We start from the raw sequence: 8,580 nt of genomic DNA on the forward strand, positions 1-8,580 counted from the left end.
AACTGCCACACTGCCGGGGGCAGGATCGCCAACGCCAACCCCGCCCAGTGCTGCCAAGCCGCTGCCGCCGGTTGATACAACGCCCACGCCAGCCGCAAGCGCACCTGCCCCCGCCGCGACGAAACCCGTGGCCGATGTGGGAAAAACAACCAAGCCAACCTCGACCGGGCGCATGATCGCCCCTGTTCAGGGCAGCATCATTCGCGCCTATTCCAAGGGCAAGAACGAAGGCATCAACATCAAAGGCACACCGGGGGCCGCCGTCAAAGCGGCAGACAGCGGGACCGTGGCCGCCATCACCAAAAGCGCCGATGGCATCCCGATTGTCGTCATCCGCCATCCTGACAACCTGCTGACGGTCTATGCCAATGTCAGCAATGTCAGCGTGGCCAAAGGTGACAGCGTATCCAAAGGCGCACCCATCGCCAAGCTGCGTGCCGGCGACGATGCATTCGTTCATTTCGAGGTACGCAACGGGTTCGACAGCGTTGATCCGACCCCTTACCTGAACTAGCCTTTGAGCAGGATTACAGCGTGACGCCCCGGCGTCCCGCCAGATCCACGAAATACTGCCACGCCACGCGCCCCGACCGGGATCCGCGCGTGGCCTGCCATTCAATCGCCTCGGCGTACAGCGTATCGTCATCAATGCTGACACCGTGGGCATCGCAATAGCCGTGGATCATCTCAAGATACTGCTGCTGGTCGCAGGGGTGGAACCCAAGCCACAAACCAAAGCGATCGGACAAGGAGACTTTCTCCTCGACTGCTTCGGCAGGATTGATCGCCGATCCACGTTCGTTTTCAATCATATCGCGGGGCATCAGATGGCGGCGGTTTGACGTCGCATAAAGCACGACATTATCGGGCCGCCCTTCGATCCCGCCGTCCAGTACCGCCTTGAGCGATTTGTAATGAGCATCATCATGCCCAAAGCTCAGGTCGTCGCAAAACAGGATAAACCGCTGCGGCGCATGACGCAAAAGGTTCAGCAAACGCCCCACTGATGGCAAATCTTCGCGCTGTAATTCGACAATGCGCAGATTGCCGTGGGTCGCATGAACATGGGCATGTACCGCTTTGACAAGACTGGATTTTCCCATGCCCCGCGCCCCCCACAATAGGGCGTTGTTTGCGGGCAATCCCGCCGCGAACTGGGTGGTATTCGCCAGCAGCGTATCACGCGCCCTGTCCACCCCGATCAACAAAGCCAGGTCGACCTTGCTGACCTTGTGCACCGGGGCCAGATGGTCTGGCCCCGTGTGCCAGACGAATGCGCCTGCCGCGTCAAAATCAGGTGCTTGCAGCGGCGGAGGAGAGATCCTCTCGAGCGCCGCTGCGATGCGGTCCATGGGGTCGTCGATCACTTGAGGTCATCCTCGTCGAATTCAGCCATCATCGGATCTTCATCTTCGTCGTCATAATATCCCTCTTCGCGCAGCTTTGCCTCGCGTTTGGTCTCAACCCGGCGGACCAGAAGGATAGAAATCTCGTATAGGCCATAAACAACCACGAACAGGATCACCTGCGTGATCACATCCGGCGGCGTTACCAAAGCAGCAAGAAGCAGGATCCCCACAACGGCATATTTACGCACGTTGCCAAGGCCCTCGGCGCTGACCAAGCCCGCCTTACCCATCAAGGTCAGCAGAACAGGCAGCTGGAAACACAGCCCGAAGGCCACAATGAATTTGATCGTCAGGCTCAGGTATTCTTGCGCAGACCCTTGGAACGCGATCGCCGCGATGCCGTTTTCACCGTCGCCGTCCCCCACAAGCGTGCCCGCCTGCTGGAAGCCAAGGAAAAAGTCGAACGCCAGCGGCGTGACGACATAAAAGGCAAATGCCGCGCCCAGAAAGAACATCAGTGGGCTGGAAATCAGAAACGGCAGGAACGCGCCCTTTTCGTTTTTGTACAGCCCCGGTGCCACGAACCGCCACAACTGGTAGCTGATATAGGGAAACCCCAACACCAACCCACCCAAAAGCGAGATCGAGATCGCAACAAAGAAACCTTCTTGCAGCTTGATCAGGATCAGCCCGCAATCCTCTTGTCCCCGCTCGGCCATGGCCGAACACAAAGGGTGGGTCAGAAAGTTAAAGATCGGGTTCCAGATCGTAAAACAGATCACCATACCGATGATAAACGCGATCACGGAATGGATCAGCCGCGTCCGCAGCTCTGCCAAATGCTCGATCAGCGGGGCGGCGCTGTCGTCGATGTCGTCACTGGTGCTCATGTGTCACTTTTCTTTGCTGCCGGCTTTTTCGCCGCAGTTTTCTTGACTGCCGGTTTCTTGGGTGCCGCAGCTTTAGGGGCAGCCGGTTTAGGGGCGACCGGTTTAGGGGCGACCGGTTTTTTGGCTGCGGGCTTTTTGGGAACTGCGGGCTTGGCTTCAGCAGCCCCTTTGGAAGCTGATTGTTTCGCTGGGGCCTTCTTTGCAGGGGCCTTCTTGACCGCTGGTTTTGAAGGGGCATCAGCCTTGGCAACGGTGGCATCCGGTGCCGCAACCGCATCGGCCGCTTCACGCTCCTTGCGCTCGGCGATGGTGCGCTCGCGCACGGCTTGCATCTTCTTCGCATTCTCTGCGCGTTCAGCGGCCAATTTGCCGGTCTCACTATCGGGGTTGATGTCAGTCAGCGATTTGGTCGCTGATTTTACACCGTCCATCGCCGTCCCAAGCGGGTTGGTCGCTGCCTTGAGGGATTTGTTCAACCCCGACGATATTTCGCGCACGCCCGTATCATCCGCCGCATCGTTCATCGCACTCGAGAACTCTCGTGCCATGCCCTTGGCCTTGCCCACGAACTGCCCCACCTTGCGAAACAAGATCGGCAGATCTTTTGGCCCCACCACGATCAACGCGACGACGCCAATGATCAATAACTCGGACCACCCCAAATCAAACATGTTCGGTTACACCCGGTCCTTGTCGGTCTTCACGTCCGTCACTGCTGGCGCATCGGCTGACAGCTCGGCTGTGTCATCGCTGTTGGTGTTCTTCTGCTCTTCTTCGCCTTCGTTGATGCCCTTTTTAAAGCTGGTGATGCCTTTGCCGACTTCACCCATCAGGCTGGAAATCTTGCCGCGCCCAAAAAGCACCAGCACAACAACGGCGATTAGCAGAAGACCCGGAAGGCCAATATTGTTTAGCATAAGTTTCTCCACAAACAAATCATTCAGACGCTGTCTAGGCGCCCCATTCCCGACTTTTCTACGCCTGCCTCTGCGCAGCTTGAAGCGCAAAGCACGCAAAAATCCCCTACCGCATTCAGTTTCTCGGCCCCGCGCGCTAGCGTTGGCCACAACTGACATATTTTTGACAGTATCATTGATGTTTGCACAGGCATCTGCAAAAAGGCCCTATGCGCCGCACCGATCGCCTTTTTGCCCTGCTCACAACCCTGGGCGACCATAACCTGCACCGCGCCGAAGATCTCGCCGCGGCGCAGAACGTGTCCTTGCGCACGCTCTACCGTGATATCGGGCGGTTGCAGTCGTCAGGCGTGCCCGTGACCGGAACGCGCGGTGTCGGGTATCGGCTTGACCGGGCGACCACATTGCCACCACTGACCTTGACCGACCCCGAAATCGAAGCCCTACAACTCGCGCTGGCAATTGTGCTGGAAACCACCGACCCCGACCTAAAGTCTGCCGCAGCCACGCTGGCATCTAAAATCGACGCATGCTTGCCGCTTGAGGGGGCGCAGCAGGCCGCCGACTGGCAACATATCGAACACCCCTTTGCCAACGCAGCGCGCGGCATGGGGCATCTTCCGATCCTGCGCGCAGCGATCCGTGCGCGCCAAAAGCTCAAGATTGTCTATAACAGCCCCGACGAAACCTTGCGCAGTCTCATCCTGCATCCCGCGTCACTTGAACATCACGCGCGCAGCTGGATCCTGAAAGGCTGGGACGAGACCGAGAACAAAGATACGTCCCTGCGCCTTGACCTGATCGAAAATGCAGACGCCTTGCCGGCACTTTTCACGCCGCGCGGCTAATTCCAAATGGAAAAAATCCTCGCCGAAGGCATTAAATCTCTTTTACGACGCGTCCCGCAACCGCCAGCCGTTCTGCTTGGGCAAAAACGCCTCGACACTGGCCTGTGCGACGACAATCACCTCGTCCCCGCTGGGCACATTCAACCCGCCAAATACCGCACGCACTTGCGCGTGCCCGCGCGGCAGTTTAGCCGCCAGCGCATCAATATCAACCAAGTCGGGTTCCTGCACCGCGACAGTCACCTGTACACGCATCGCATCATGGGCCAAGTCCAGCACCCCGAACAACGGCAAGGATGAATGCCGCAGCGCGTCTTCGATCGCGCGGGCGCAGGCCTTGGTATAGTCCATGCCGTGCAGATCATTGCCCATGCCCATTTCTATGATAATACGCTGCTCAGTCATCTGCCCGCTCCATATCAAAGGCCACGGACAGCGCCACATTCGCCATGATCGTCGGGTTACCCTCGCCCTCGGGGCGCGGCACATCGAGGCCGCCCCGCTGCACGTTCACTGTGACATCGCCATAAGGGAACACTGCCCGCAGCACCTCTGCATCCACCTGATCAGGCCGCTGCACGCCCACATCCAGCGTGATCTTCATCGCTGATTTATCAAAGTCGAAAAGCTCAGCCAGATTGATCGAATTATGCCACAGCGCATCGCGCACGGCGCGTTCGGCGGCCTGCGTATAATCGGCGCGGCGCAACGACGACCCCATGCCGAATTCCACCATCAATGTCTGCATCAGATGCCCTTTCAGGTTGCCGGAAACACGAAACAGCGGTCGCGCCGGATCGTCAGCCACATCACCGCACCGGGTTGCGGCAAAAATACGTTGGGTACCGTGGCGCGCAGACTGCTGCCGTCATGGTCCATCACGAACTCCACAAGACTTTCATTGCCCATGAACCGCGCCCGCGACACGACGGCCCGCGCTGCCGTGCCATCTGTCGCCGTCGGAAGCGGCCCCTTGCCGCCACGGTCAAAATCAATCCGCACATGCTGGGGGCGGAACACGATATCGACCTGCGTGCCATCGGGCACACCGGGGGCCAGAAACCGGCCAAATGGGGTATGCGCCAAAGCACCGGACACCTCGGCGCGCAACACATTCGCATCCGAGAAAAACGCCACCGACGCGCGGTCGATGGGGCGGGTATAAACGTTATACGGCGCGCCTTGTTGGACGATCTTGCCGTCGCGCATCAGTGCGATTTCATCGGCCATCCGCATCGCTTCTTCCGGCTCGTGGGTGACCAGCAAGACGGCAGTGCCTTCCTCCTTGAGGATACCAAGCGTTTCGTCGCGGATATCGTCGCGCAAGCGGTTATCAAGGCCCGAGAATGGCTCGTCCATCAGCATGATTTTGGGGCGCGGTGCAAGCGCACGCGCCAGTGCCACACGTTGTTGTTCGCCCCCTGACAATTGATGGGGGTAGCCGTCGATAAAGCGCAGCAGGTCAACCCGTTCCAGCAATTCCTCAACCCGCGCGCGCCGCTCTGCCTTGGTGCCCGTCTTGAGGCCAAAGCCCACATTATCGGCCACGCTTAGGTGCGGGAACAGCGCAAAGTCCTGAAACATCAACCCGATCTCGCGCCGCTCAGGCGGGATCCGGAAAACAGTGTCGCAGATCAGGCTGCCATCGACATGGATCGTGCCGCTGTCTTGCATTTCGACGCCTGCGATCATCCGCAGGGTGGTGGATTTACCGCAGCCCGAAGGCCCCAGCAAACAGGTCACCTGCCCCGGCATGATCCGCAGGCTCACGTCGTCAACGACAGCGCGGCCGCCATAGCTGCGCTTGAGGTGTTTGATTTCAAGCCGAGGCTGGATTTCCGTCATGGGCTACAGTCTTATCCGATCAATTCGCTCGGGTACGACCGCTATCAGCCCCGCCGCGCGCCCGCAAGCACCGCCGCAAATCCTGCGACCAAAACAACGACACAGATCATCAGAAGCTGTTCGTATTTATGCCCCTCGGGCAGGATCGCCGCAAATGTTGACCATCCCCGTCCGAAATAGGCAACAGCCCCCAGCATTGCGGCCCCGAACGCGACGAAATAGGACCAAAGCGCGATTTGCCGCCCCAATACCAGCCCGACGATCAAGACAGGCGTCAGGAACATCGACGCGGTGCCGGACACGGCCACCGCATCAAACAACGTCGCATTGCCCCAAAGCGTCAAAGCAGTGCCTGCGACCATAAAGCCCAGCATCACAATGCGCCCGCCATTCAGACTGCGCGGGGCCAGTTTTAGTTCTTCCACCACCAGCCGCGCGGCGGATGCCAGTGCCGAATCCAACGTGCTTAGCGCCGAGACCAGCAGCGAAATCATCAACGCGCCAAACACCCACGCGGGGAACATGGTGGCCCATGTGCCAATCAATTCGCCCTCGTATTCGGCACCTGTCAGGCTGGCCTGAATGCCGAAAAAGCCAAAGCCGATGATGCACAGGGTCGATATCCAGAATGCGTGGATAAATGACCGGCGCGTCGTATCCTTGTCGGCGATAAACCCGCGGTCCATCATCACCGGATCATGGGCGGGGTACGAGAACACCTGCAACAAGGCCACCACCAGCAAGACCCAGCCGTTATAGCTGCCCGCTGTGCCAGATGCCGTGACCACTGCGCCCAGATCGAAACCGGGGCTGGCGACCAGAAATACGAACGCGACGCCGAAGACGATTAGAAACACCACCATCTGCAACACATCCGTGCGCAATGCCGCAGACAGCCCGCCCCACGCGGAATAGGCCAGTCCGACAACGGCAACGATCAAGATTGCAGCCGTACCGCTACCTGCCAGTACGGCGTTAAAAATCAGGCCCACCACCAGCAGATTGGCAAACACTTCGGACAAAAGGCGCAGCGCGATCACCAGATTGTAGCACCCGTTGCCCGCAGCCCCGAAACGCGTGCCAAGCCAGTCTTGGACCGACATCGACCCCGTCTCGCGCAGGCGGCCCACGATAAAGCCCCCTGTCAGGAACGACCCATAGTAGGCAGCATAGGCCAAGGTGCCCGCGATCCCGTAGTAGTAGCCCAGAATGGCTGCGTTCATCAGCGAGCGTGCGAAAATCCACGTGGTCACCTGACTTAGCACAAGCGTCCAAAGGCCGGGCGCACGGCCCGCAGATGTCATGCCGCCAAAGAACCCCTCGATCGAGGCGCGGCGCGGTGCGACCAGCAGGCTGGCCACGATGATGGCACCAAAAACAGCGAACAGGATAACGGGGTTCATACGTGGCTACCTTTGTTTAAGAATTGACCAAGACGTAGCCGAGGCTTGGGGTCCACGCCATCTGGACAACCTTTGCCTGTCGCGATTGTGATCTATTGTAGCAATTGCCGACGGCAAAGCGGCACGGGCTTGCGGAATGAAGCCCGTGCCGCTGTGGCGATTCCTATCGTGGCAGTGCTTACATCGTCAGATTGGTCGCGCCGCCGTCCAGCAGCAGGTTCTGTCCGACGATGAAACCGGCGTGTTGCGAACACAAAAACGCACAGGCTGCGCCGAATTCCTGTCGCGTGCCATAGCGTCCCGCCGGGATGCCCGCTGCGCGCTCGGTGCGGGCCTCCTCCAGCGTGATGCCCTTTTGCTTGACCACATTGCCGTCCAGCGCATCGGCGCGGTCGGTGGCGTGGATGCCGGGCAGCAGGTTGTTGATGGTCACGCCCTTGCCCGCCACTTGCCGAGAGGTCCCCGCCACATAGCCGGTCAGGCCCGTGCGGGCCGAGTTGCTAAGGCCCAAGACACCAATCGGCGCGCGAACCGATTGCGAGGTAATGTTGACGACGCGGCCCCAGCCCCGATCCATCATCGCAGGCACCAGCGCTTTGATCATCGCGATGGGGGCCAGCATGTTGGCGTCCAGCGCCTTGATGAAATCCTCGCGGTCCCAATCATGCCACATGCCGGGAGGCGGTCCGCCTGCGTTGTTCACAAGAATGTCAATCTGGCCGACAGCATCCAGCACGGCCTTTTGACCCGCTTCGGTCGCGATATCGGCAACCACCGTGATCACATTGACGCCGTAGTCTTGGCGGATATGTTCGGCTGCGGCCTCAAGCGCCTCGGCACCGCGCGCGTTCATCACCAGATCAACCCCGGCTTCGGCCAGCGCTTCGGCACAGCCCAGCCCCAGCCCCTTGGAGGATGCACAAACCAGTGCGCGTTTACCTTTGATTCCCAGATCCATTGTAATTCTCCCTTACATGTTGGACATGACCTAGCATTACGGGATGGACCTGTGCCAGCAAAAGACCCAACGCTTGACCCGAACCTGTCACATTCCTATCTCATTCTGACAGGTAATGATTTTCATATTGTCCCGAAGGTTATCAGCACATGACGGTTTCGCGCTCTGCTCCGCCTCAAAGCGTTCCAGTCTACCGCGCAGCGCATTTCAAGGCGACCGACGGGGCGAACATGGGCGATACGCTGTCATTCGCGTCCGAACTGCTGCTGGATGATGTCTACGAGCTGATGTACCTGTCGGACCAACACCGTTTGTCGATCCTGACGCCCGCGCCCGGTCACTTCAAAATCGCGCCCGATACGGAAATCGG

11 protein-coding genes and 1 pseudogene are annotated in these 8,580 nt (G+C 59.3%); 3 read left to right on the plus strand and 9 right to left on the minus strand.

Features of this window, described 5'->3' with window-relative positions; translation table 11 throughout:
* Positions 1-514 (plus strand): murein hydrolase activator EnvC (locus tag ABYT07_RS16920; protein WP_372993212.1); only part of this gene is annotated, 514 nt, incomplete at its 5' end.
* A 13-nt stretch (positions 515-527) separates the two neighbouring features.
* Here ABYT07_RS16920 and ABYT07_RS16925 read toward each other — a convergent pair.
* The 4 genes from ABYT07_RS16925 to tatA are packed head-to-tail and all read right to left on the minus strand — an operon-like array spanning position 528 to position 3,156.
* Positions 528-1,367 (minus strand): ATP-binding protein, encoded by an 840-nt coding sequence (locus ABYT07_RS16925; protein ID WP_372993213.1) that lies wholly within the window; start codon positions 1,365-1,367, stop codon positions 528-530.
* Positions 1,364-2,239 carry a twin-arginine translocase subunit TatC gene (gene tatC / locus ABYT07_RS16930; protein ID WP_372993214.1) on the minus strand — a complete coding sequence of 292 codons (876 nt, stop codon included), beginning with the start codon at positions 2,237-2,239 and terminating at the stop codon, positions 1,364-1,366. The genes ABYT07_RS16925 and tatC overlap by 4 nt, the downstream gene beginning before the upstream one ends.
* A complete protein-coding gene (gene tatB / locus ABYT07_RS16935; RefSeq protein ID WP_372993215.1) occupies positions 2,236-2,910 on the minus strand; it encodes a Sec-independent protein translocase protein TatB in 675 nt (224 codons plus the stop codon). The genes tatC and tatB overlap by 4 nt, the downstream gene beginning before the upstream one ends.
* Before the next feature lie 6 nt (positions 2,911-2,916).
* Positions 2,917-3,156, minus strand: a complete 240-nt coding sequence (gene tatA / locus ABYT07_RS16940) for a twin-arginine translocase TatA/TatE family subunit (protein ID WP_372993216.1) — start codon at positions 3,154-3,156, stop codon at positions 2,917-2,919.
* Positions 3,157-3,365: 209 nt separating this feature from the next.
* Between tatA and ABYT07_RS16945 the strand changes: the two genes are divergently transcribed.
* A complete protein-coding gene (locus ABYT07_RS16945; protein WP_372993217.1) occupies positions 3,366-4,004 on the plus strand; it encodes a helix-turn-helix transcriptional regulator in 639 nt (212 codons plus the stop codon).
* A 42-nt stretch (positions 4,005-4,046) separates the two neighbouring features.
* Here ABYT07_RS16945 and ABYT07_RS16950 read toward each other — a convergent pair whose 3' ends face one another.
* The 5 genes from ABYT07_RS16950 to ABYT07_RS16970 form a co-directional block, all read right to left on the minus strand.
* Positions 4,047-4,409 carry a Lin0512 family protein gene (locus ABYT07_RS16950; protein ID WP_372993218.1) on the minus strand — a complete coding sequence of 121 codons (363 nt, stop codon included), beginning with the start codon at positions 4,407-4,409 and terminating at the stop codon, positions 4,047-4,049.
* Positions 4,402-4,752: a Lin0512 family protein gene (locus ABYT07_RS16955; protein ID WP_372993219.1), complete on the minus strand. Its 351-nt coding sequence runs from the start codon at positions 4,750-4,752 to the stop codon at positions 4,402-4,404. The genes ABYT07_RS16950 and ABYT07_RS16955 overlap by 8 nt, the downstream gene beginning before the upstream one ends.
* 11 nt (positions 4,753-4,763) lie before the next feature.
* Positions 4,764-5,849, minus strand: coding sequence for an ABC transporter ATP-binding protein (locus tag ABYT07_RS16960; protein ID WP_372993220.1), 1,086 nt, complete (start codon positions 5,847-5,849; stop codon positions 4,764-4,766).
* A 44-nt stretch (positions 5,850-5,893) separates the two neighbouring features.
* The gene (locus tag ABYT07_RS16965; RefSeq protein ID WP_372993221.1) at positions 5,894-7,252 is read right to left on the minus strand and encodes a sodium:proline symporter; all 1,359 of its coding nucleotides are present in this window, start codon (positions 7,250-7,252) and stop codon (positions 5,894-5,896) included.
* Positions 7,253-7,430: 178 nt separating this feature from the next.
* Complete coding sequence (locus ABYT07_RS16970) at positions 7,431-8,210, minus strand: SDR family oxidoreductase (protein ID WP_372993222.1); 780 nt, start codon at positions 8,208-8,210, stop codon at positions 7,431-7,433.
* Positions 8,211-8,359: 149 nt separating this feature from the next.
* Between ABYT07_RS16970 and ABYT07_RS16975 the strand changes: the two are divergent.
* A pseudogene (locus ABYT07_RS16975) lies at positions 8,360-8,580 on the plus strand (hypothetical protein); the annotation flags it as partial.

The sequence above is a fragment of the Sulfitobacter sp. genome, from assembly GCF_041552635.1.
GTDB lineage: Bacteria > Pseudomonadota > Alphaproteobacteria > Rhodobacterales > Rhodobacteraceae > Sulfitobacter.

Excerpts from the sequence above, each read along its gene's own strand:
- tatA (WP_372993216.1), bottom strand. The coding sequence starts at position 3,156 with ATGCTAAACAATATTGGCCTTCCGGGTCTTCTGCTAATCGCCGTTGTT.
- ABYT07_RS16965 (WP_372993221.1), bottom strand. The coding sequence starts at position 7,252 with ATGAACCCCGTTATCCTGTTCGCTGTTTTTGGTGCCATCATCGTGGCC.
- tatC (WP_372993214.1), bottom strand. The coding sequence starts at position 2,239 with ATGAGCACCAGTGACGACATCGACGACAGCGCCGCCCCGCTGATCGAG.
- ABYT07_RS16950 (WP_372993218.1), bottom strand. The coding sequence starts at position 4,409 with ATGACTGAGCAGCGTATTATCATAGAAATGGGCATGGGCAATGATCTG.
- ABYT07_RS16955 (WP_372993219.1), bottom strand. The coding sequence starts at position 4,752 with ATGCAGACATTGATGGTGGAATTCGGCATGGGGTCGTCGTTGCGCCGC.
- ABYT07_RS16970 (WP_372993222.1), bottom strand. The coding sequence starts at position 8,210 with ATGGATCTGGGAATCAAAGGTAAACGCGCACTGGTTTGTGCATCCTCC.
- ABYT07_RS16945 (WP_372993217.1), top strand. The coding sequence starts at position 3,366 with ATGCGCCGCACCGATCGCCTTTTTGCCCTGCTCACAACCCTGGGCGAC.
- ABYT07_RS16960 (WP_372993220.1), bottom strand. The coding sequence starts at position 5,849 with ATGACGGAAATCCAGCCTCGGCTTGAAATCAAACACCTCAAGCGCAGC.
- tatB (WP_372993215.1), bottom strand. The coding sequence starts at position 2,910 with ATGTTTGATTTGGGGTGGTCCGAGTTATTGATCATTGGCGTCGTCGCG.